The organism is Paenibacillus sophorae (assembly GCF_018966525.1).
GTDB classification, from domain to species: Bacteria; Bacillota; Bacilli; order Paenibacillales; family Paenibacillaceae; genus Paenibacillus_AQ; species Paenibacillus_AQ sophorae.
This window is the reverse complement of the sequence record NZ_CP076607.1, coordinates 4958305-4980175: the sequence shown is the minus strand read 5'-3', so window position 1 is coordinate 4980175 and position 21871 is coordinate 4958305. Positions and strand designations below refer to the sequence as shown.

Genomic DNA, 21871 nt, shown 5'->3' with positions numbered 1-21871 from the left:
GAGCTTTTTGGTCTGGAATGGAGAACATCTCATTTTCCTTCCGGAATATAAGAACACCGCCTCCATCGCAAGACGTTTTGCCGGGCGTTATGTTCGCTGGTCCCAAGAACCGCGAAATCCGGCAGCTCTCAAACTAAAGCGAAGGAGTCGGTAACATGAATTTTCAGCAGATGATTTTGACGCTGCAAGAGTTCTGGTCGAAGCAGAACTGCATTATCGTTCAGCCGTACGACACGGAAAAAGGCGCGGGCACGATGAATCCGATGACATTCCTGCGTTCCCTCGGACCCGAGCCGTGGAAGGTCGCTTATGTCGAGCCGTCCCGCCGTCCCTCCGATGGCCGTTACGGAGAGAACCCGAACCGTCTGTACCAGCATCATCAGTATCAGGTCATTATCAAGCCGTCCCCGGATAACATTCAGGAGATCTATCTCGACAGCCTGAAGGCGCTCGGCGTCGATCCGCTGCAGCACGATATCCGGTTCGTTGAAGATAACTGGGAGAACCCGTCGCTCGGCTGCGCGGGACTCGGCTGGGAGGTATGGCTGGACGGAATGGAAATTACGCAATTCACCTATTTTCAGCAGGTGGGCGGAATTGAGACCAGCCCGGTTTCGGTTGAAATCACATACGGCATGGAGCGGCTCGCTTCTTATATCCAGGAGAAGGAGAACGTGTTCGATCTGGAGTGGGTCGAAGGCTTGACCTACGGCGACGTGTTCCACCAACCGGAGGTGGAGCATTCCACATATACCTTCGAAGTCTCGGACGTGAGCATGTTGTTTGGCCTCTTCAATACGTATGAAGCGGAAGCGCGGCGGGCGATGGACCGCCATCTTGTATTCCCCGCCTATGATTACGTGCTGAAATGCTCGCATACGTTCAACCTGCTGGATGCGCGGGGCGCAATCAGCGTGACGGAACGTACGGGCTTCATTACAAGAGTCCGTAACCTGGCCCGCCAAGTAGCGGCAACCTATGTGGAGGAACGCGAGAAGCTTGGCTTCCCGCTGCTCAAGAAAGAAGGTGTTCAGCTTGGCTAAGGATCTGCTGTTTGAAATCGGGTTGGAGGAAGTCCCGGCACGCTTTATCCGGGCGGCGATGGAGCAGCTTCAGGACAGAACGGCAAAATGGCTGGACTCCTCCCGCCTTGAGCACGGAGAAGTGCAGTCGTTCGCGACGCCGCGCCGTCTGGCCGTTCTCGTAAAGGATGTTGCCGAAAGACAAGCCGATGTCAGTGAAGAAGTCAAAGGGCCTTCCCGCAAAATCGCGCTTGACGCGGCCGGCGAGTGGAGCAAAGCAGCGCTTGGATTTGCCCGAAGCCAAGGTGTTGCCCCTGAGCAGTTCACTTTTAAGGAAGTGGGCGGAGTCGAATATATTTATGCCACCAAGAGCAGTGAAGGTGTGGACACTTCTTCCCTGCTTGCTGAAGGGCTGACCGGAATCGTAGGTGCCATGACGTTCCCTAAGAATATGCGCTGGGGAGCGTATGATTTCAAGTTCGTCCGTCCGATCCGCTGGCTGGTCGCTCTGTTCGGCAGCGACCCTATCGATTTTGAAATTACGGGTGTAAAGGCGGGCAATGTCAGCCGCGGCCACCGTTTTCTCGGCAAGGACGCGGTCATTGGCCAGCCTGCCGACTATATTGAAAGCCTGCGGTCCCAGCATGTCATTGCCGATGTAAAGGAACGCGAGACTCTGATACTCGGACAAATCAACAAGCTTGCTTCCGATAAAAACTGGACGATTGCGATCAAGGACGACCTGCTGGAAGAAGTGCTGTTCCTGGTGGAAACCCCAACAGTGCTGTTCGGCACGTTCGATCCGGCTTTCCTGAATATTCCGCAGGAAGTGCTGATTACTTCGATGCGGGAGCATCAACGGTATTTCCCTGTTCTGGATGCTGAAGGAAAACTGCTTCCATATTTCGTCACCGTGCGCAACGGAAATGCCGAACATCTGGAGACGATCGCCAAAGGGAACGAGAAGGTGCTGCGCGCACGTCTGTCGGATGCGAAGTTCTTCTATGAAGAAGACCAGAAGCTGAAGATCGAAGACGCGCTGGCCAAGCTCGAAAATATCGTTTATCATGAAGAACTCGGCAGCGTTGCCGACAAAGTCCGCCGCATCCGCCAGATCGCAGATAGTCTGGCCGGCAAGCTGCAGACAGCGCCGGAAGTGGCGACGAAAGTCAGCCGCGCCGCAGACATTTGCAAATTCGATCTGGTGACCCAGATGGTGTACGAATTTCCGGAGCTTCAAGGAACGATGGGCGAGGACTATGCCCGCAAAGCGGGTGAAGATGAGCAGGTGTCCAAGGCGATATTTGAGCATTATCAGCCTCGTTTTGCCGGAGACGCCATTCCGTCTACGGAAGCCGGCGCTATCGTCAGCATTGCCGACAAAATCGACACCATTGTCGGCTGCTTCTCGATCGGCATTATCCCTACCGGCTCTCAAGACCCTTACGCGCTGCGCCGCCAGAGTGCGGGCATCGTGCAAATCGTGCTGGAGCGGGAGCTTCCGGTCGGTTTGAACGATATTTTTGAAATCGCCGTTCAGATTCATAAAAATACTCGAAATTTGAAACTTTCCGCTGAGGAACTCCGTAATAACCTGTATGAGTTCTTCGGACTGCGCGTTAAGCGCCTGTTGTCGGACAATGTGCGTTACGATGTGGTCGATGCGGTTATGGCCGCAGGTTACGACGATATTGTCGCTGTTGTTGCCAGAAGCAAGGCGCTGGCGGATGCCGTCCTGTCCAAGGAGAACTTCAAGAATACGGTTGATTCCTTCAACAGGGTCAGCAATCTGGCGGCCAAATCCACCGGAGCTGCTCTGGATTTCGCACTTCTGGGTGAAGCGGCCGAAAGCGCGCTGTACGAAACCTGGCAGTCGCTGCACACGCCGTACCAAAAAGCGCTGGAAGCGAATGATGCGGTTCAGGCGCTCACGTTGCTTGCTGGACTCAGCGATGCCATAACCGTCTTTTTTGACTCCGTCATGGTCATGGCCGAGGACGAGCGGGTGCGGGAAAACCGGCTTGCGCTGCTGGCAGGCATCGATGCCGATTTGAAGAGCTTCGCCGATTTTGGCAAACTGGTCTGGTAGCTTCTGACTGAAGTCCGCATGCCGGCTTTTGTGAAGAAAGTGTCGGTTTGGTGGTATAGAAGGCGGGTTTAGGGTATAAATATACGGAACGGTGCCCAAAGCGTAAGCTTATGGCCTATCGTTCCGTATTTTACGCTTTTTAAAGATTGGATAGAGCCGGCAGGATTTTTTGGGATCGTCGCGTATATATATTACACGGGAAACGGTGACAGACTATGGGAAGCTCAGACACTCGGGAAATAACCATTGTGGTCGATGCGGATGCCTGTCCGGTCAAGAAGGAAACGGCGGACACCGCCCGCGCTTATGGAGTTCCGGTGATCATGGTGTCGTCCTACGCTCACGAACTCCACGGTGGTGAAGGCGTGACAATCGTGCACGTAGACAACAGCGATCAGAGCGCCGACCTCTACATTGCCAATCACATTAAATCCGGGGATATCGTACTGACCGGCGACTATGGCCTTGCGGCTCTGGCGCTTGCGAAAGGATGTCATGCCCTTTCTTTCAGGGGACAGACATACGATGAGACCAATATGGATATGATGCTTGAAGGCAGGCATGCCAGGGCGAAAGAGCGCCGGAGAGGCCGTTACTCCAAAGGGCCTAAGCCGTTTACCGCAGAGGATCGAAATACTTTTCAACATAAACTGACAAAACTTTTGAAATTATTGCAGGAGAATGTTCAGCCGTAGCGAATATTATTTATTTGTCAAGGGATGAAGGTGGTTGTTAGTGGCAAGCGGACACGGCAATATCCCCGAGGAAGTTATCGAAAGCGTGCTGGCGCGGCATGATATTGTTGATACCGTAGGGAAAGTTGTCCATCTGACCAAGCGGGGGAAATATTTGTGGGGCCTCTGCCCGTTCCATTCGGAAAGCACCCCTTCCTTCACAGTAACTCCGGATCGTGGAGTGTTTCATTGTTTCGGCTGCGGCATGGGGGGAAATGCCATCAAATTCAGGATGGAAATCGAAGGGTTATCCTTTCCCGAAGCCGTCAAGATTATGGCCGAAGAGAGCGACATTCCGGTACCGGAAGGCGCGGGGGGCATGCAGTCCGCGCATAGTCCGGAACTCGACCGGCTGCTTCAAGCGTATGAATGGTCTGCGAAGTTCTATCATTATTTGCTGAAGAATACGGAATACGGCAAAGCCGCTATGGATTATTTAAGATCCCGGAAATTCAGCGACCAAATGATTGACCAGTTCCAGATCGGATATGCTCCAGATCGTTGGGATACGCTGCTTCAGTTTCTGGAACGACGGAATTTCGACCTTGCCGAAATGGAAAAAGGCGGACTGCTGTCCTCAAGAAGCGAAGGCAAAGGTTATATCGACCGTTTTCGCGGGCGGATTATTTTTCCGATTGCGAACCGTGCCGGTAAAGTGGTGGCTTTCGCCGGAAGAATTCTCGGGGAAGGTCAGCCGAAATATTTGAATTCTCCGGAGAGCAAGCTTTTTAACAAAAGCCGGATCTTGTACAATCTGCACCAGTCCAAAGCATCTATCCGCAAAACGCGGCAAATCGTTCTTTTTGAAGGATACGGAGATGTCATTTCGGCCTGGGAATCGGGTGTGCAGAACGGTGTGGCGACCATGGGCACTTCGTTAACGGAGAATCATGCGTCGATGATGAAAGCTTTGGCCGATGAAGCCGTGATCGCTTATGATGGAGACCGGGCGGGACAAGCTGCGGCGATGAAGGCCCTCCCGATGCTCGAAGCGACCGGACTGCGCGTCAAGGTGGCGGTGCTGCCTGGCGGACTGGATCCTGATGAATTTGTGGCTCAATATGGAGGAGACCGCTTCAGGGAACAAATCATTGAATCCGCGGTTTCAACTGTAAAATTTAAGCTTATATATCTGAAAAAAAACCATATACTCCTAGAGGAAGACGGCAAAATCGCTTATGTCAAGGAGGCGCTGCAAATTATTGCTTCCCTGCATTCTTCTACGGAAAGAGAAGTGTATCTGAAGGAAATTGCCTCCGAGCTGGAACTGAGTTACGACAGCTTGAAGCAGGATTGCAATTTGCTCAGGGCTTCGATGCAAAAAAACATGCCCGAAGGGGATAATAACGTTAAAAGGTGGAATAATGGTAGGCATAAAAAAGGGCAGGTTCAAGCAAGGACCTTGCTTCCGGCTTACCATGCCGCGGAACGGAGTCTGCTGTCCCTGATGTTTCAGGATGGTGACGCCGCCGCGTATGTAAATGAACATCTGGGAGAAGATTTCAACATCGATGATCATGCGGCTATCGCCGCTTATCTATACGCCTATTACGCGCAAGGCAAGCAGCCGGAAATCAGCCGGTTTCTGTCCTCGCTCCAGGACGATCGGCTAGAGAAGATCGCAGCCTCGATTTCCATGATGGAGTCGCCGCCGGACTGGAGCACGCAGGTACTGGATGATTATATCCGCGAGGTGCGGAAATATCCCGTGCAGCGCATGATGGAGAAGAAACGGGAAGAAATGATTCAGGCGGAAAAAGCCGGTGATTTTTTGCGTGCGGCACAAATAGCAAGTGAGATTATTGCCCTAGAAAGACAGTGAACGTTGACAGGATGTATCTAGGGAGGAGGGAGTCGAATAATGGCGAACGATCAGCACACCGAACTGGAGGCGGAATTTACGCTCGACCAGGTCAAAGATCAGCTTATTGAGTCTGGCAAGAAAAGATCTTCACTGAATATTAAAGATATCATGGAGAAACTGTCGCCATTTGATCAGGACCCCGAACAAATGGATGAATTTTATGAGCAGCTTAGCGATTTGGGGATTGAAGTCGTTAACGACAACGACGAGGAAGTAACGCTTCGTCCAAATGATGAAAACGAGAGCGGAGATGGCGACGATTTCAGCTTTGACGATGATCTGTCGCTTCCGCCCGGAATCAAGATTAACGACCCTGTTCGTATGTATCTAAAAGAAATCGGCCGTGTGCCGCTTCTGTCCGCCGATGACGAGGTTGAATTGGCCATGCGGATCAAGAACGGCGACGAAGAAGCGAAGCGCCGTCTGGCTGAGGCGAATTTGCGGCTGGTAGTCAGCATCGCGAAGCGCTATGTAGGCCGGGGAATGCTGTTCCTAGATCTTATCCAGGAAGGCAATATGGGTCTGATCAAAGCGGTGGAGAAATTCGACCACAACAAAGGGTTCAAATTCAGCACTTATGCAACCTGGTGGATCCGTCAGGCCATTACCCGTGCCATTGCTGACCAAGCGCGTACGATCCGGATTCCCGTTCATATGGTGGAAACCATCAACAAGCTGATCCGCGTATCCCGCCAGCTGCTGCAGGAACTGGGGCGCGAACCCACGCCGGAAGAAATTGCAGCCGAAATGGAGCTTAGTGTTGAAAAGGTTCGGGAGATCATGAAGATTGCCCAGGAGCCGGTATCGCTGGAAACTCCGATCGGGGAAGAAGACGATTCCCATTTGGGCGATTTTATCGAGGATCAGGAGGCGCTTGCCCCTGCGGACGCGGCGGCTTACGAGCTGCTTAAGGAGCAGCTGGAAGATGTGCTTGATACGCTGACCGAGCGTGAGGAGAATGTGCTCCGCCTGCGCTTCGGGCTCGACGATGGCCGGACGAGAACGCTTGAGGAAGTCGGCAAGGTGTTTGGCGTTACCCGGGAACGGATTCGTCAGATCGAAGCCAAGGCTCTACGCAAACTTCGCCATCCGAGCCGCAGCAAACGGCTTAAGGATTTTCTGGAATAACCGCTCTTCATGGACCTTCTGCTGCATGCGGCAGGAGGTCCTTTTATTTTGGACCATAGCCGCGCTAGAAAAGAGGGATAGCCGTTGAATATGGAAAAACGTGATATTATTTTGAGAGAAATTCAGTACTGGCGCCGCACCAGGCTGCTTTCGGAACAGTACTGCGATTTCCTAACCAATTTATACGAAGATGAAGGCAAAGTAAAAAGCGAAAATCCGATAACGCTGCAGAACTTGCAGCAGGGGAATATTAAAATATGGCTGTTTGCTTTTGGAATTATTTCCTTGATTTTGTTAATTGGTTTTTATTTTAGCGTTTTTCCTTGGGGTTTGCAACTTGCAACAGCGCTTTCGGTACTCGTGGTTTGTTACGGATATGCCAGCCTATGGAGAGATAGAATGCCGGCAATCGGCCTGTCACTGGCGGGAATTGGAAGTTTGCTGATGCTCGGCTTCGGCTTATGGATGATATCGCTCCATAGTCTGAATCCGCAAGTTTGGATTCCGATCCTGGTGGGAGCTTGCGGGCTGGTCTGGATCATTCTTGGATTCCAGCTTCGGATCGGTCTGCTTCAGTTCAGCGGTTACGGGGCGCTAAGTCTTCTGTATGCCGGTTTCGCTGCCAGGCTTCGTCCGGAGGCAGGCCTGTGGGAGCTGCAGTTGCTCTGGCTTCCGCTGTGCGTGCTTATGATCTGGCTGAGCTGGCTGCTGTACCATAGGGTAAAAGGGGTCTCCGGCGTCTATTTTGCGGTAGGTGCTGCTCTATGGCTCATGCCTGAAATAGACAGCCTGCTGCTGCGCCATGATTACCCGCAGTGGATTTCCCTTCTCCTGATTGGAAAAATTGCGACCGAACTGGCGGTGCTGTTTCTCTTTCGAAAAAAATGGATTGCGTGGGTGGCTACATGAACAACGTAAAATTATCGCAAAGACTCGGACTGCTGCTTGAACAAATTCCGCACGGCTCGAAATTGGCCGATATCGGCTCGGATCATGCGCTGCTGCCGCTGGCTGCCGTGCAGACCGGACGCGCCGTAAGCGCGATAGCCGGGGAAGTAAACCCAGGCCCGCACCGTGCGGCCGAAAGGGCCGTTCAGGACGCAGGACTGAAGGATCGCATCTCCGTCCGCCGCGGGGACGGGCTGGAGGTGCTCAGGCCGGAAGAGGTGGACTGCATTACGATTGCGGGCATGGGCGGCGCTTTGATCGCCTCGATTCTGAACAGGGGCAAGGTGGAAGGTAAACTGACAGCTGTCCGCACTCTGGTGCTGCAGCCCAATGTCGGAGAGGATATTCTTCGCCGCTGGCTGCTGGATAACGGCTGGGTGCTGACTGCCGAAGCCCTTCTTGAAGAAGACGGCAAACGATATGAAGTTCTCACCGCTGTGCCGGAAGACTTGGAGAAGGGGATAACCAACGAAGGCCTGTATTCGGATGCGGCGCAGGCGGGCGGAGAGCGCCCGTACAGCATGGAGACGCTGCTGCATATGGGCCCTTGGCTGATCCGGCGGCCAAGCCCGGTCTTTGCTGCCAAGTGGCAGGATGAAATATCCAAGCTGGAGCGTATTTTGGAGTCGCTCTCGAGGTCAGAGCTTGAATCTGCCGGAAGCAAACGCACGGAGATCGAGGCGCGAATCAGAGAGATCACGGAGGTGCTGGCATGTTTGCCAAAGGACAAACCGTAATTCAATATATGGAGCAGCTTGCTCCAAAGCATGTGGCGGAGGAAGGCGACAAGATCGGCCTGCAGCTCGGCAGCCTGCATAAAGAAATTACAGGCGTTCTGGTTGCGCTCGATGTGAACGACGAGGTGGTCGATGAGGCGATATCCCGCGGGTGCAATCTGATTATCGCCCATCACGCGATTATCTTTCGGCCGCTTCAGCAGCTGCAGACGGATACGCCGATGGGAAAAATATACGAGAAGCTCATCAAGAATGATATCGCCGTCTATATCAGTCATACGAACCTGGATGTGACCGAGGGCGGTATGAACGACTGGATGGCTGAGGCGCTCGGCATTGAGAATGCTGCTCCACTCAAAGATAGTCATACGGAACAGTTGTCCAAGCTCGTCGTCTTTGTACCGAAGGAACATCACCAGAAGGTGCTGGATGCCGTCCTGAACGCCGGGGCGGGCTGGATCGGCAATTACAGTCACTGCAGCTTCAACATCGAGGGTTACGGCACATTTATGCCCCGCGAAGGCACCGACCCGTATATTGGCGAGCAGGGCAAAATGGAGCGGACGGAGGAAATCCGTATTGAGACGATTGTCCCGCTTGGCATCCGAGGCAAGGTCATTCAGGCGATGCTTAAAGCCCATCCATACGAGGAGGTCGCCTATGACCTTTATTCAATGGATCTCAAGGGCCGGAGCTTCGGGCTGGGCCGGGTAGGCAAGCTGAAGGAGCCGACAACGCTGGGGCAGTTCGTGGAAACCGTGAAAACCGGCCTGAACGTTGAGAAAGTGCGCGTGGTAGGGGACCTGGACCAGCCAGTCCGCAAAGCCGCCGTGCTCGGCGGATCGGGCGGGAAATTCTTAAGCAGCGCGGTCTTCCGCGGCGCCGATGTGCTGGTCACGGGCGATATCGACTACCATACGGCGCAGGATGCGCTGATGGCCGGCGTCGCGCTGATCGATCCCGGGCATAATGCCGAGAAGATTATGAAAGTAAAGGTTGCCGAGTGGATCAAGGATAAGCTGACGGAGCATAAATATGGAACGCCAGTTTACGCTTCCGAAGTGAATACGGAACCGTTCCGGTTCATTTGAGCCGGATGCTCTTTATTCCGATTTTTCGCGTGAGCTTCCATGTTTTCTGAGGTAGATCTCAGTGGAAAAAGGGAATAATTACACTTGTTTCGGAATAGCGCAATCTGTATAATATATAATGTTGTTCGGAAAGTTTGACAGACAATCGCCGGCGGCATTGAGCCGCGGGAGGAAAGTCCGGGCTCCATAAGGCAGGGTGCTGGATAACGTCCAGTCGGCGCGAGCCGAAGGATAGTGCCACAGAAATGGACCGCCGATGGCCGCTTGCTTGCAAGCGGCACAGGCAAGGGTGGAACCGAGGTGTAAGAGACCCCGAGGAACGCTGGTGACTTCGTTCCTGGTAAACCCCACCTGGAGCAAGACCTAAAGGAACGCGGCCGATTCCGAGAGGAAGAGGCAGCCTTCGCCTGAGGCGCGTTCGGGTTGGTCGCTGGAGCTGTGCAGCAATGTACGGCCTAGATAGATGATTGTCGCTCACAGTGGGAGGGTAGTTCCCGTCAGAACCACAAAGAGCACAGAACCCGGCTTACGGCAAACTTTCCTAAACTGGCAACACTTATATTTGGACAAACGTACGTAATAAGCGGCGGCGCAACCGGGAAACCCGGAAGCGCCGCCGCTTTTTGAATACAGGTATAAACTCTTTATTAGAGGCTCCCCGGATGCAAGGTTTCCAGACCTTTGCTGCTCCATTCTTCGAGGGCTTCTTCCAGGCGCTTCACGGCCAGCGGCAGCAGCTGGGGCGGCGTATGGGTGAAGTTCAGCCGCATTGTGCTGCGGTCCGGCTCCCCGGGATAGAATACTTCACCCGGGACGAAGGCGACGCCGCGGGCGACGGCCAGCGGCAGCAGCTCTGCGGTATTGATGGACTTGTCCAGCGTCAGCCACAAGAACATGCCACCTTGCGGCTCCTCCCAATGGGCGCCCTTCCAATTCCGGGACCGCAGCTCGAAGGACAGTGCTTTCATCCGCGCGGCGTACTCGCGGGAAATGGCGGCAATATGCCCTTCAAGATCAAAGCCCGACAGCAGCTCATCCAGGGCGCGCTGGTCGACGGCGCTGGAATGCAGATCGGCCGCTTGTTTGGCTCTTGCGACTGTGGAGACAAGCTCCCTACTGCCCGCGACCCAACCTGTGCGCAGGGCGGGGGCGACGATTTTGGAGAAGGTGCCGGTGTAGACGACAGTCCCACCTCCCATAGCGCCGTCGATGGCCGCGAGCACAGGGAGTCCTACTTTGTCTCCCCCGGCAAACGCGATTTCTCCGTAAGGGTTATCCTCAAGAATAAGCGTGCCATTGCTGCGGCACAGCTCTACGACGCTGCGTCTGCGGCCTTCGCTCCAAGTCGCTCCCGTCGGGTTGCCGAAGGTCGGAACGGCATACAGCAGCTTGGGCTTATGGAGCCGGAGCTTGTCCTCCAGATCGTCCGGCAGCATGCCGTCCGCATCGCTGGCAACCGGGACGATGTTGGCGCGGTAGGACCCCAGCACTTGAAGAGCGGCCAGATAGGTGGGCGATTCGACGAGCACCGTGTCGCCGGGATCAAGCAGCACCCGGCAGAGCAGGTCGATCGACTGCTGCGAGCCGGTCGTCAGTACCACCTCCGCCGGAGATACCGCGATTCCCTGCCGGGACAGCCTTGCGGCAACTTTTTCACGGAGCGGAGTATAGCCTTCGGTTATGCCGTACTGCAGTACGGAAGTGTGCCCGGACAGCGCCCGGTTGTAAGCTTCACGAACCGCTTCCAAGGGAAACAAATCTTCCGCCGGCAGACCGCCGGCTAAAGAGATGATGTTGCCTCCTTGAGTCAGCTTCAGAATATCGCGCACGGCCGATGAGCCAAGATGACGCGCCATGGTGGAATAAACAATATTCATGCACTTATGCTCCTTACCCTCTGATTTGATGGTATCATAGCGGCAGAGCAGTATAACAGTAAAGCTTTAAATATAACAGTGGGGGTGACCAGAGCGATGCACATCGAATTGAGCCGCGCCGGCGGCAGGCCGCTTCCGCTGCAGATTAGCGAGGCGCTAGGGCAGCGCATATCCTCCGGACTGTTGCAAAAGGGGGCGAAACTGCCTTCGGTTAGGAAGCTGGCGGTCTCGCTAGGCGTCAGCCAGGTGACGATCAGCAAGGCGTACGCCGACCTCGAAAGACGCGGGCGGATTGTACGCCGCCAAGGCCTCGGCTGCTTTGTCGCCCCGCTGAAAGACGGGAAGCAGGAAGCCGGGGATTACCGCGCAGGAAACGCCGGGCGGGCCGGAGAATGGGGCTATGGGGACGGAAATAAGAGTGAGAATCATTGGGAGGAAAAAGGCGGAGGAAGCCGAAGCTCAGGCCGGAACGCAATACAGAAGGAGTCCGGCGCGCGGAGGAAATTCGCTTGGCAGGAGGACTACGGGGATTATTTGCCGAGAGCGCAGCTGTGGCGGAATTTCGACTATTCCGAGGCGGAATACTCCTTCCATCTGGCAGCCATTCATTCCGGAATGCTTCCCTTGAAAGAGATCGGTGAGGCGATGACGATGCTGGTGGCGAAACGGCCGGAGCTGATGTCGGTCTACGGTAATTTTCAGGGGGATCTGGGGCTGCGGGAAGTGATGACAACACATCTGCGGGCACGCGGCATCCCCCTGTCCGCCGCTAATCTCATGATTACGAGCGGGGCCCAGCAGGGAATCGATCTGGTGGCCCGGACCTTTGTCGGTCCCGGCGATGCGGTGTATCTGGAAGCGCCCAGCTATACGGGAGCCATCGACGTTTTTGCGGGAAGGGGAGCGGAGATGATATCTGTTCCTATGGATCAAGATGGCATGCGCATCGACCTGCTGACGAAGCTGTGCGACCGGCGTCCGCCCAAGCTGATTTATACCGTACCTACGTTTCAGAATCCGAGCGGAGTTACGATGAGCATGGAAAGAAGACAGCGGCTTCTCGAGCTTGCCCGAAGCTACCGCTGTCTCATTGTGGAGGATGATCCTTTTTCCGATTTATATTTTTACTCTCCCCCTCCATCCTCCATCAAGAGCATGGATAAGGAAGGGCATGTCATCTATATGAAAAGCTTCAGCAAAGTGCTGGCACCGGGCTGCCGGATTGCCTGCGTTGCTGCCGAAGGCGATATCCTTGAACGGCTGATCGCCGCCAAGGCGGCCAGCGATTTGGGCAGCCCGCTGCTGAATCAGCTTGCGGTGCTCCCGTTCATCGCGGGCAAATATGACGCTTATACGAAGGAGCTGCGGGCCGCGCTGCGGTCCCGCATGGAAAAAGCGGCCAGGCTGCTGAAACGCCACGCTCCGCAGGGAGTGGAGTGGAGACTTCCCGGGGGCGGACTTAATCTATGGCTGGAGCTGCCGAATTCCGTCAACATCGGGGAGCTGTACAGAAGGGCGTCGCGGCAGGGCATTTCTTTTTTGGCGGGGCATGTATGCCATGCCGGTGAGCCGTCGTCCAGCCATATCCGGCTTTGCTATGCCCAAATGGAGGAAGAGCAAATGGAGCGCGGTCTGCTGCTCCTGATGCCGCTGCTCAAGGAAGCCATGAACGACAGAATGATGTGACCGTTTGATCGATGTACTTATTTGGTCTTCAGTCTGCGTTCCAGCAGGTTGATCTTTTCCCTGACATGCTGCGGCCACAGCTCAAGCGGAACCTCGCCGCCGGAAGCCGCCTGCAGCGTTTTGTAGATATCCACCTGCCCCCAGCCAAAATATTTATCATGACCCGGGTTGCCGAGATCGACGGTGTTCTTGGTCATGAGATCCATGACCTCTTTGTTCGTCAGATCCGGATTCAGCGAGCGCACCAGACCGGCGAGGGCGGCGGCATGCGGGCTGGCCATGGAAGTTCCCGACAGCGCCGCGTACTGGCTGCCCGGATACGTACTGGCGATACTTTCACCGGGCGCTGCGACATCGACGTAATCGCCGTAGTTGGAGAAGGACGCTTTTTCGCCCGAAGCGTTCGTCGCGGCAACAGCCAGCACCTCGGGGTAGGCTGCGGGATAACCGGGGCGTTCCGTGTTGTCGTTTCCGGCTGCGGATACGAGCACGGCGTCTTTGTCGTAGGCGTACTTGATGGCATCATGCAGGAACTGCGAGTCGGCATAATTGCCGAGGCTGAGATTGATGACTTTGGCCCCGTGATCCACCGCCCAGATAATGCCTTCGGCAACCGCATAGGTAGTGCCGGCTCCGGAGTTGTCAAGCACTTTAACAGGCATGATTTTGTTGTACCAGCTGATGCCCGCCACTCCTTCGGAATTATTGACCAGTGCCCCTATTATGCCGCAGACATGGGTGCCGTGGCCTACGTCATCATCCGGTTTGGCTCCGCTGGAAATGGCGTTATAGCCGGAGAGCAGCTGCCCGCGAAGATCGGGATGGTCGGCCTGGACACCGGTATCGACAACGGCGACGGTGACCTTGTTGCTGCCCTTGGACAAATTCCACCCCCGGCCGGTTTCGATCGCTGGCAGATTCCATTGATAGTCGGGGAACAGCAGATCATTCGGAGTAATAACAGAGGCTGTATTTTCATCTGTGGAATCATTGGTTAAGTACACATAGTGAGGCTCGGTGTACAGCGGATGCCATTTAGAGGCAAAGTATGTCTTGAGCTGAGAATAGCTCATATTGGCAGAACGAAAGATGTAAGCGTAACCCAGCTTGCGGGGGGCTCCGCAGCGGATGTCGGCAGCTATCTTTCTAAGTTGGTCTGACCCCGGATGGCCTTCCCTGAACCGGACGACGATTTCGTTCTCGTAAAAATGGCTCGCGTTCTCATTGTCATGCCCGGTTTTGACGGTTATGTCCCGCAGCGTGTCGGCATGAACGGACTCGACGCGGAATTTACCTTCCTTGGGGTAGGGAATGAGCCGTAAGTTTTTACGTTGATGCTCGGCCACCCGGCTGAGTACGGTCTGGTCGATCATGGCGAGAACGCCGACTTGTCCATCCCGGCTCCGCTGACCCATAATGAAATACTTGCGGGTACCGACGGCAAATGAGGGCGATTCGTAGGATTGATACTTTTTAACAGCCGATTTGGCGGCATTCAGATACTGACGAAGACGCTGCTGCTGCTCACGGGTGCCTTCCGGCGGAATGGATTTGAATGTCCTAATCTGCTCTGATGAGAAGTCGATCCACATGAGCATGGCTATATGCCCGTGGCTATGCTCCAGCTGCTGCGCATACAATGCAACATCACGCGGCGGCTTGCCTGCTGTTGCCGTAAGCATTGCGCGCAAATCCCGGCCCGCATCAACGCGGTTCAGCCTTTCCGTGGCGGTAACATCCTGGATCAGCGCCGTTTTTTTCATAGAATGCTCTTGTGTTGGACGCACGTATCCTGCCTGCCGCATGTTCTGCCCCGTTCCGGGACGCGAAGCCATGCTAACCACTAATGCGGAAGCGCAGACCGCGGTGAGCAGACCGGCGATGACAATATTTTTACGCGACATATTTCCCGCTCCTCCCTGACATTGTAATAAGGTTAGAATGGGAGGACGCAGCCTGATTTATACATGTGCAAAAGGGATACCGCCGAACCTGTTTTTGTGTTAGGATAGACATGAAAATGATTGAAATGCTAGGAATAATGTAACAGCAGGCAAGTTAAATTAAAGCCGAGGACCATAAGGGGGAGCAACCGCCATGTCAGCCAATATTCAGAATTTGTGCGAAACGACGAGAGAAAAACTTAAATATGCCATTGAGAAAATGGAGGCATTCCTGAATCACTACGCGTTGCCGCAGCTTGCGCCCGAACAGGACGAAGAAACGGCGCATTTTTATCAAGGATTTCTTTCCGACCTCCGTCACTTGCTGGTGTTCTCCGAAATGTCGTACGAGAAGCTGGGAGTTGCGCTCCGCCGCGCCACATTTAATGAGGATTTTGCGCAAAAAGCGCTTTATAATGTATACCACTTTGGTGTCAATAACTTCTTTTATCCGAAAAATGAAAGTTACTCGGAAGATGGCCGTTACGCTTACACGGGACAGGATGCCATCCGCTTCCGCAAAAAGCCGGTCCGTCCCGTCCGCGATATCGTGCTGGATATTACCAAGGTGTATGAGGAACTGCGCGATGATCTTACCTATTATGAGAACGATTATTTAACTGAACGACGTATGCAAAATCAAGTGTAATCACTAAAGTCTCCCTGCGCGGGGGGCTTTTTTTTATTCCCGAAGAGTCTTGTCATGCTGTATCCTTGGCTTCTATACTGTTTCGGTTTGATTCACATTCGGAACTTCCCGCGCTGCATAACAGCTCTGCCGGAAGGACATAATGAACCCGAGGTGATATCAAATGGCAAATGCCGCACAAACCGTAGTCAACTGCAGTGTGAGCAACTGTAATTATTGGGGTGAAAGCAACATCTGCCGCGCCGAGGAAATCATTATCGAAATCGACAAGCACTCGGGCAGCCGGATGAAAGAAGAATTCGCCGAAGAAATGACCTTCGCGAATCATCATGATGTTGCTGCAAATTCCTCTGCAACCTGTTGTCTTACCTTTAAGCCAAAAGCGTAGGAGGTACCTCATGGACAGTGGACACAAGGGTTCAGGATCGAACGGTTCCAAACGCAAAAAAGTCACGCTGCGTCCGCGCAGAGTCGATTACCCTCGGAAAGCGCCCGAGCACCGCGAGGAATACGCATCCGAGATCAGTCCGCTTCCGGTCCGTTCTACCTCTCCAGCCGATTCGGGGGAGCGGGTTGCGGACGGGGAAGGGGAGGCGAATAAGACTGCCGGCTATGCCGGACTTGTCTTGGGAATTGCTTCTCTGTTCATTTGGCCGGTTATTTTGGGACCGTCGGCGGCAGTATTGGGCTATTATGCTTATAATAAGGGCCGAAAAACAGCCGGAGGTTGGGCGATCGGTCTTGGTATTGTCGCGACATTGAGTTATTTCGTTATGATACCTTTCGCGCGGTAAAGATTTTAGTAGGGAACGGTTGGCAAAAAGGCTTTCGGACCTTGGAAAAGGGGCTGAAAGCCTTTTTTAAAACACGCAAAACATAAAATAAAGGAATATTTAACAAACTCAATCCAAAAGCCGATATAATTATTATAGTACTAGACTAAAGGAAGAGGGAATGCGGCAGCATGAATATTAATCCCGCCGTCGCCAGCCAGTCTGGCCAATTGAAATGGATTAACCTGAGAAGCTCCGCCGATGCAGGCATTTCGGCAAAAAATAATGAAAACGCAGCATCGGGAGCATCCCGTTTTGAAGCGGTTCTTGCAGAACAATCGTCATCTGCTGGCGATGTGCAGGCCCGGACTTCTACGTCCGAAGACGGGCTGCTATGGCAGAAAGTTGGCGCCGTGGGATCAGGCGCTATTTCCGGGGAAATAGCGGGAATGGATGCCCGGATTGACGGAGCTTCGGATACAGCGGCAAAGCCGACCGGCTATGAAGATCTTATTCAGGCGGCGTCGTCCAAATACGGGGTGCCTGCCGATCTGATAAAAGCGGTCATTGATACGGAATCCTCTTTCAATCCGAATGTTGTTTCCTCAGCGGGAGCCAAGGGACTGATGCAGCTAATGGATGGCACCGCCGAAGGTTTGGGGGTATCCGATCCGTTCGATCCGGCTCAAAGCATCGACGGAGGCGTCCGCTATTTGTCGTATCAACTGAATCGGTTTAACGGACAGGAGAAAATGGCTCTTGCCGCCTATAACGCTGGTCCGGGCCGCGTAATCAAGCTCGGAGTGAATACGGACGAAGAGCTGATGCAGCAATTGGACAAGCTGCCGGAAGAAACGCAGGCCTATATTGCCAAAATTGAACGCGCCCGCGCCAAATATGCGGTATAGCGTTATAATAGAAAGGGTCAAACTGGACAAACCGTTCGCGCCGTGTTTCGGCCACCGGGTTCTCGTTTGATCCTTTCACTTTATTGACAGCAAAGGAGTTTTGCCACATATGATTTATTGGGATTATGCCGCCGCCGCGCCGCCCTATGACGAGGTCGCGCGAACGGTGGAGCAGCTGATGAGGCTGCATTATGCGAATCCCTCTTCACTGCACCGCGCCGGGACCGAGGCTGCCGCTCTGATTGGACGCGCCCGGGAAGTAAGCGCCGCTGCGCTTGGCGTCCTTCCAGGGGAAATCAGATTCACCTCCGGGGCGACCGAAAGCAACAATCTGGCCATTAAAGGTGCCGCTTTGCAGTATGCAGGAAGAGGCCGCCATATCATAACGACGGAGATCGAGCATCCTTCCGTCTATGAGAGCTGCCTGCAGCTGCAAAAAATGGGCTGGGAAGTGACTTTCATCCGGCCTGATGCATACGGAATGGTGAACCCTTCAGAGGTTGCCGCCGCAGTGCGGCGTGATACGGTACTTGTAAGCGTAATGCACGTCAATAACGAAATCGGCTCGGTGCAGCCGCTGGCGGAGATCAGCCGCGCCGTCAAGTCGGCCAATCCCCGGACGTTGTTTCATGTGGACGGCGTTCAGGGGTTCGGCAAGCTCCCCGGAGGTCCCCTGGATTTCGGAGCGGACTTGTACAGCTTGTCTCCGCATAAAATCCGCGGTCCCCGTGGAAGCGGCCTGCTGTATGTCAAAGAAGGGGTTCAAATGTTCCCGCTGCTGAGCGGCGGCACTCATGAGGGTGGCATTCGTGCCGGAACGGAGAATCTGCCGGCGATCGTCGCCGGTGCCAAAGCGCTGCGGATGGCGGCTGAGCGGCGGGGAGAATTCGTCTCCCGCATAGTGCCACTCCGGAACAGGCTGCTGGCATTTTTGCGGGAAATACCCGAGTTCACCATAAACAGCAGAGAAGAGGGAGCGCCTCATATCGTGCATTTTTCTTATCCCGGCATGAAAGGCGAGGTTATGGCGCGCCAGCTCGAGCAGCTCGGCATGCTGGTATCCACCCGCTCTGCCTGTTCGTCACGGCTGGCCGAACCGAGCCGTGTGCTGCTCGCGATTGGCCGGGATGAAAGTGCGGCGGTAGGCGGCATTCGCATCAGCTTCGGGGATGAGCATACCGCAGGCGATGTCGCCGCGTTGGAACTGGCGCTGCTTAGCGCAATTAAAGCTTTGAAGATTGCTGAAGGAGGCATGCGGTAACATGAAACCGATAGAGCCCGCGCGTTTGGCGGGAAAAAGCATAGAATACGCCGACATGCTGCTGCTGCGTTTCGGAGAGTTTACGCTTAAAGGCAAGAACCGCACCCGTTTCGAGAAGACGATGCTGCGGCATGTCAGAGAAATAGTCAAGCCTTATCCGAAGGCAAGACTGCTCAAGGAATATGGACGAATATACGTGGAGCTGAATGGAGAACCAGCGGAGGAACTGCTGAAAGCACTCGTCAAAGTGTTCGGCATTTCATCCATCAGTCCGGTAAAGGCTGTCAGGCCAGTGCTCGAGGAGATCGTGGATGCAAGCCTTCGATTTATCGAAATGATCAATCCTGAACCGGGCACAACGTTCAAAGTGAATGCCCGGCGGGTATGGAAGGATTTCCCGCATGGCTCGCAGGAGATGAACCGTCTGGTGTCCGCTCCAGTGCTTAAAGCCTTTCAGGCGCTTTCCGTCGACGTCAGAACTCCGGAGCTCGAGCTGAGGGTGGAGATCCGGGAGCAGCAGGCTTATATTTTCTGCGAGAATATTCCCGCAGTTGGCGGATTTCCGCTCGGCACCAACGGCAAGGCCATGCTGCTTCTTTCAGGCGGGATCGACAGTCCTGTGGCAGCATGGTCTTCCATGCGGCGGGGGCTGGAAGTGGAATGCGTTCATTTCTTCAGCTATCCTTATACAAGCCGCGAAGCCCGGCAGAAGGTTGTCGATTTGTCCAGAGTGCTGTCGCGGTATGCGGGAAAGATTCGGCTGCATCTGGTACCGTTTACGGAAGTACAGACTTCGTTTGCCGGAATCGGCCAGGACAATTTAATGATTACACTGATGCGTAGGGCGATGCTGAGGATTGCGACCACGCTGGCAGAACGCGAGGGTGCGCTGGCGATAATCACCGGTGAAAGTCTCGGTCAAGTCGCAAGCCAGACACTGCCCAGCATGAACGTCATCGGACGTGCGACCGAGCTGCCGCTGCTGCGGCCGCTCGTCATGATGGACAAAGCCGAAATTGTCGATCTGGCGCAGCAAATCGGCACTTATGATTTATCCATTCTCCCTTATGAGGACTGTTGCACGCTGTTCCTGCCGAAGTCGCCCACAACCAATCCGAATCTCAATATAGTCGAGAAAGTCGAGGCGACGCTGCCCGGCTATGGAGATCGGCTTGCCGAGGCTGCTGCGGCGGCTATTACGGTTGAAGTCACTCCGCATGGAGACGAGCGTCCTGCCGATGAAGCCGATTTAATCCTAACGGTCAAGGAAGATTGGTTCTAATCCTTCACGTGAAACTGGGACAGGAAGCATAGCTTGCCTTAGCCGAGCATACAAGTAGTTACATAGCCGGTTCGGGAGGAATGTGCGATGGAATCGATATGGCTGCTTGGGGAAATATTAATGGTGAATTTAGTGCTCAGCGGGGATAATGCCGTAGTTATCGCAATGGCGAGCAAAAATCTGCCGGACAGACACCGGAAAAAGGCCGTATGGTGGGGGGCGGCGGGTGCTGTACTTCTGCGCTGCATACTGACGCTGGCGGCGGTGCTGCTGCTGAAAATCCCTTATATTCAGGCTGGCGGCGGGCTCATGTTGCTCTGGATAGCGTTCAAGCTGCTGATGGAGGAGGAAGACCATATCCGTGTGAGCGAAGGCTCGACCGTGTGGAAGGCGATAAGGACCATTTTGGCCGCAGATTTTATTATGAGTCTGGACAACGTCCTTGCAATTGCCGGACTGGCGAAGGGCGATCTGGCCCTCATTGTCATCGGGATTGCGCTCAGCATTCCGGTCGTTGTATGGGGCAGCGGCATTATCACCGGGTGGCTGCATCGCTTTCCGATACTTATCTATCTCGGCGCCTATATTCTGGCCTACACCGCCGGGGAGATGCTGCTTCAGGATGCCAAGCTGGGCGCGATGCTGTCTTTCCTGCTGCCAACTCTGCACTCTTTACTGCCGGTCGCGCTGGGCGTTGCCGTCGTGGCGGCGGGCGGCATCAAGCGGCATACCCCAAGAACGGGGTAGAGAAGGGGAAAATAAGCTGCGCCGCTTCTGGATTTTCCTTCAAATTTTAGAGATTCATCGCAGTTTCCGTCCTTAGCGCAGCCTTGCTCTCCCAAAGGCTTTCTGTGCAGACCTCAAAGAAAAGGCCCCATCCTGCGGGGCCTTTTCTTTGAAATATAAGAATCTATAAGTTTTGCACTTAAAGATGGTCTTATATTTCTACGAGAAACGGATGCCCTCCTCCTGCGAGGACGGCGCAGCCGTTTCTTCTTGAAATATAAGACTTTATAAGCTACGCGCCTATCGTTTGGTCTTATATTTTACGAGAAACGTACCTGCGTCTTAAAAAGACGCCGTCTGCCGTTTCTTCTTGGCTTTACAGTGGCGAATGATGGTGTTTTTTGCGGTATTCGGATAAAATAAAGAAGAATCCTGAAGCGTCGGACAGCCGATGCGGAGCGGAAGAGATGCGAGTTGAAGGGATGGGTGGTATGATGTCCTCCAAAAACGATATAAAGCTGGGTCTGTTCGTCGTATGCGCCGGGCTCGTTATTTTACTGGGAAAATTAGGGGTGTTCGGGTTTTTAGGACGGGCGCTGTGGCCGCTGCTTCTGCTGCTGCCGGGATTATTCCTGCATGTTCTCGTCTTCGGGCGGCGGTTTACGCCTGCAGCGCTTATACCCGCCGGTATTCTCACCGTATACGGCTTGCTGTTTGGCCTGTGCAATACGTGGGGCTGGGGACTGATGGCTTATCTCTGGCCTGTGCTGCCGCTGGGTGTGGCGGTCGGCCTTTACGAGTATTCGCTTTTCGTATCTCCGCGGAGCGGCGGACTAACCGCAGGAGCCATAGTTCTTGGCGTTCTCAGTGTCGCGCTGATGTTCTTAAGCATCTTAGGCTCCGGAGTTATGTATATTATCGGAGCGGTTCTCGTTCTGGCGGGAATTTGGCTGATCGCAGGACGGAGCGGTGGGCGAAACAAGTGGAACAGGGGCTGGTAAGCTTATTCAGTCTCAAAATTGTTTTTTCATGAAAATACTTGCTTTTCACAGTGCTTTCACGATACAATTAAAAATAATGTTGAAGCGTCGGGTTTTGCGTCCGGCGCTTCTTTTATGAAGCCTTCGGTTCCTGCTGCAATTTCAATTGATTT

19 protein-coding genes and 1 other RNA gene are annotated in these 21871 nt (G+C 54.2%); 18 read left to right on the top strand and 2 right to left on the bottom strand.

What is annotated here, in order from left to right; genetic code table 11:
- Nucleotides 1-155: 155 nt before the first annotated feature.
- The 9 genes from glyQ (at nt 156) to rnpB (ending at nt 10157) form a co-directional block, all read left to right on the top strand.
- On the top strand, nt 156-1043 hold the full coding sequence (gene glyQ / locus KP014_RS24225; protein ID WP_036593634.1) for a glycine--tRNA ligase subunit alpha: 888 nt from the start codon (nt 156-158) through the stop codon (nt 1041-1043).
- On the top strand, nt 1036-3111 hold the full coding sequence (gene glyS, locus KP014_RS24220) for a glycine--tRNA ligase subunit beta (RefSeq protein ID WP_036593632.1): 2076 nt from the start codon (nt 1036-1038) through the stop codon (nt 3109-3111). Before glyQ ends, glyS begins: the two co-directional genes overlap by 8 nt.
- Before the next feature lie 215 nt (nt 3112-3326).
- Complete coding sequence (locus KP014_RS24215) at nt 3327-3806, top strand: YaiI/YqxD family protein (RefSeq protein ID WP_036593630.1); 480 nt, start codon at nt 3327-3329, stop codon at nt 3804-3806.
- A gap of 40 nt (nt 3807-3846) precedes the next feature.
- The gene (gene dnaG, locus KP014_RS24210) at nt 3847-5667 is read left to right on the top strand and encodes a DNA primase (RefSeq protein ID WP_036593627.1); all 1821 of its coding nucleotides are present in this window, start codon (nt 3847-3849) and stop codon (nt 5665-5667) included.
- Between the two features lie 39 nt (nt 5668-5706).
- The gene (rpoD, locus tag KP014_RS24205; RefSeq protein WP_036593625.1) at nt 5707-6837 is read left to right on the top strand and encodes an RNA polymerase sigma factor RpoD; all 1131 of its coding nucleotides are present in this window, start codon (nt 5707-5709) and stop codon (nt 6835-6837) included.
- 84 nt (nt 6838-6921) lie between these two features.
- Nucleotides 6922-7746, top strand: coding sequence for a hypothetical protein (locus KP014_RS24200; RefSeq protein WP_036593623.1), 825 nt, complete (start codon nt 6922-6924; stop codon nt 7744-7746).
- Nucleotides 7743-8522 carry a tRNA (adenine(22)-N(1))-methyltransferase gene (locus KP014_RS24195; protein ID WP_090834347.1) on the top strand — a complete coding sequence of 260 codons (780 nt, stop codon included), beginning with the start codon at nt 7743-7745 and terminating at the stop codon, nt 8520-8522. Before KP014_RS24200 ends, KP014_RS24195 begins: the two co-directional genes overlap by 4 nt.
- Complete coding sequence (locus KP014_RS24190; protein WP_036599307.1) at nt 8498-9613, top strand: Nif3-like dinuclear metal center hexameric protein; 1116 nt, start codon at nt 8498-8500, stop codon at nt 9611-9613. The genes KP014_RS24195 and KP014_RS24190 overlap by 25 nt, the downstream gene beginning before the upstream one ends.
- 129 nt (nt 9614-9742) lie before the next feature.
- An RNA gene (gene rnpB / locus KP014_RS24185) (RNase P RNA component class A) lies at nt 9743-10157 on the top strand.
- A gap of 103 nt (nt 10158-10260) precedes the next feature.
- Here the strand turns inward: rnpB and KP014_RS24180 are convergent.
- Complete coding sequence (locus tag KP014_RS24180; protein WP_090834346.1) at nt 10261-11490, bottom strand: aminotransferase-like domain-containing protein; 1230 nt, start codon at nt 11488-11490, stop codon at nt 10261-10263.
- Between the two features lie 96 nt (nt 11491-11586).
- Here KP014_RS24180 and pdxR point away from each other — a divergent pair, with 96 nt between their 5' ends.
- Nucleotides 11587-13176 carry a MocR-like pyridoxine biosynthesis transcription factor PdxR gene (pdxR, locus tag KP014_RS24175; protein WP_036591582.1) on the top strand — a complete coding sequence of 530 codons (1590 nt, stop codon included), beginning with the start codon at nt 11587-11589 and terminating at the stop codon, nt 13174-13176.
- Between the two features lie 17 nt (nt 13177-13193).
- Here pdxR and KP014_RS24170 read toward each other — a convergent pair whose 3' ends face one another.
- A complete protein-coding gene (locus tag KP014_RS24170; RefSeq protein WP_036591585.1) occupies nt 13194-15080 on the bottom strand; it encodes a S8 family peptidase in 1887 nt (628 codons plus the stop codon).
- Nucleotides 15081-15273: 193 nt separating this feature from the next.
- On the opposite strand from KP014_RS24170, the gene KP014_RS24165 reads away from it, so the two are divergent.
- The 8 genes from KP014_RS24165 to KP014_RS24130 all read left to right on the top strand — a co-directional run bounded on the left by KP014_RS24165 (nt 15274) and on the right by KP014_RS24130 (nt 21719).
- Nucleotides 15274-15768: a YpuI family protein gene (locus KP014_RS24165; RefSeq protein WP_036591588.1), complete on the top strand. Its 495-nt coding sequence runs from the start codon at nt 15274-15276 to the stop codon at nt 15766-15768.
- A 163-nt stretch (nt 15769-15931) separates the two neighbouring features.
- Entirely contained in the window at nt 15932-16156 is a 225-nt protein-coding gene (locus KP014_RS24160) for a DUF1540 domain-containing protein (protein ID WP_036591591.1), read from the top strand.
- A gap of 10 nt (nt 16157-16166) precedes the next feature.
- On the top strand, nt 16167-16562 hold the full coding sequence (locus KP014_RS24155) for a hypothetical protein (protein ID WP_036591593.1): 396 nt from the start codon (nt 16167-16169) through the stop codon (nt 16560-16562).
- 170 nt (nt 16563-16732) lie between these two features.
- Complete coding sequence (locus tag KP014_RS24150; RefSeq protein ID WP_036591595.1) at nt 16733-17449, top strand: lytic transglycosylase domain-containing protein; 717 nt, start codon at nt 16733-16735, stop codon at nt 17447-17449.
- Between the two features lie 109 nt (nt 17450-17558).
- Entirely contained in the window at nt 17559-18710 is a 1152-nt protein-coding gene (locus KP014_RS24145; RefSeq protein ID WP_090834345.1) for a cysteine desulfurase family protein, read from the top strand.
- A gap of 1 nt (nt 18711) precedes the next feature.
- Nucleotides 18712-19992, top strand: coding sequence for a tRNA uracil 4-sulfurtransferase ThiI (gene thiI / locus KP014_RS24140; RefSeq protein ID WP_051500190.1), 1281 nt, complete (start codon nt 18712-18714; stop codon nt 19990-19992).
- Nucleotides 19993-20079: 87 nt separating this feature from the next.
- Entirely contained in the window at nt 20080-20739 is a 660-nt protein-coding gene (locus tag KP014_RS24135) for a TerC family protein (protein ID WP_036596721.1), read from the top strand.
- 473 nt (nt 20740-21212) lie between these two features.
- Nucleotides 21213-21719 (top strand): hypothetical protein, encoded by a 507-nt coding sequence (locus KP014_RS24130; RefSeq protein WP_036596767.1) that lies wholly within the window; start codon nt 21213-21215, stop codon nt 21717-21719.
- Nucleotides 21720-21871 lie beyond the last annotated feature (152 nt).

Coding starts and splice junctions, on each gene's coding strand:
- KP014_RS24195 (WP_090834347.1), top strand. CDS start 7,743: ATGAACAACGTAAAATTATCGCAAAGACTCGGACTGCTGCTTGAACAA.
- KP014_RS24160 (WP_036591591.1), top strand. CDS start 15,932: ATGGCAAATGCCGCACAAACCGTAGTCAACTGCAGTGTGAGCAACTGT.
- KP014_RS24150 (WP_036591595.1), top strand. CDS start 16,733: ATGAATATTAATCCCGCCGTCGCCAGCCAGTCTGGCCAATTGAAATGG.
- KP014_RS24180 (WP_090834346.1), bottom strand. CDS start 11,490: ATGAATATTGTTTATTCCACCATGGCGCGTCATCTTGGCTCATCGGCC.
- KP014_RS24215 (WP_036593630.1), top strand. CDS start 3,327: ATGGGAAGCTCAGACACTCGGGAAATAACCATTGTGGTCGATGCGGAT.
- KP014_RS24155 (WP_036591593.1), top strand. CDS start 16,167: ATGGACAGTGGACACAAGGGTTCAGGATCGAACGGTTCCAAACGCAAA.
- KP014_RS24170 (WP_036591585.1), bottom strand. CDS start 15,080: ATGTCGCGTAAAAATATTGTCATCGCCGGTCTGCTCACCGCGGTCTGC.
- rpoD (WP_036593625.1), top strand. CDS start 5,707: ATGGCGAACGATCAGCACACCGAACTGGAGGCGGAATTTACGCTCGAC.
- KP014_RS24145 (WP_090834345.1), top strand. CDS start 17,559: ATGATTTATTGGGATTATGCCGCCGCCGCGCCGCCCTATGACGAGGTC.
- KP014_RS24190 (WP_036599307.1), top strand. CDS start 8,498: ATGTTTGCCAAAGGACAAACCGTAATTCAATATATGGAGCAGCTTGCT.
- pdxR (WP_036591582.1), top strand. CDS start 11,587: ATGCACATCGAATTGAGCCGCGCCGGCGGCAGGCCGCTTCCGCTGCAG.
- KP014_RS24135 (WP_036596721.1), top strand. CDS start 20,080: ATGGAATCGATATGGCTGCTTGGGGAAATATTAATGGTGAATTTAGTG.
- KP014_RS24130 (WP_036596767.1), top strand. CDS start 21,213: ATGTCCTCCAAAAACGATATAAAGCTGGGTCTGTTCGTCGTATGCGCC.
- KP014_RS24165 (WP_036591588.1), top strand. CDS start 15,274: ATGTCAGCCAATATTCAGAATTTGTGCGAAACGACGAGAGAAAAACTT.
- glyQ (WP_036593634.1), top strand. CDS start 156: ATGAATTTTCAGCAGATGATTTTGACGCTGCAAGAGTTCTGGTCGAAG.
- thiI (WP_051500190.1), top strand. CDS start 18,712: ATGAAACCGATAGAGCCCGCGCGTTTGGCGGGAAAAAGCATAGAATAC.